Source organism: Luteibacter sp. KNZ12-1A (assembly GCF_056755675.1).
Window position 1 is genome coordinate 1 of record NZ_JBPGXU010000217.1, and the last position, 362, is coordinate 362.

The window sequence follows — 362 nt, forward strand, 5'->3', positions numbered from 1 at the left end:
GTGCGGGAGCGGAGCGACAGATCGCGAACGTGGCCGGCGGCAGCGCCGATACCGATGCCGTGAACGTTCGCCAGTTGCGCGCGGTGGCCGACTTCGCCGGCAGCATCGGCGCATCCGCCGTGCAGTATGACGACGTCTCCCACACGAGTGTCACGCTCAACGCGGGCGGCGCCGCCAGGTCGATCACCTGGCGGCGGGCAGCGTCGCGCAAGGCAGCGCCCAGGCGATCAACGGCGGGCAGTTGTGGGACTGGACCCAGAACGCCTCGAACGTCTACAGCAATCTCGCTTTGTACACGCGCATCCAGGCCTTGCAGGGCGGGGGTACGAACGGCGGCAGCATCGGCCTGAGCGTGAACAACT

The 362-nt window shown here is 68.2% G+C and carries 1 pseudogene; it reads left to right on the forward strand.

Going from position 1 to position 362, the window contains the following annotated elements:
- A pseudogene (locus ACR9ZJ_RS19415) lies at positions 1 to 84 on the forward strand (hypothetical protein); the annotation flags it as partial.
- Positions 85 to 362 lie beyond the last annotated feature (278 nt).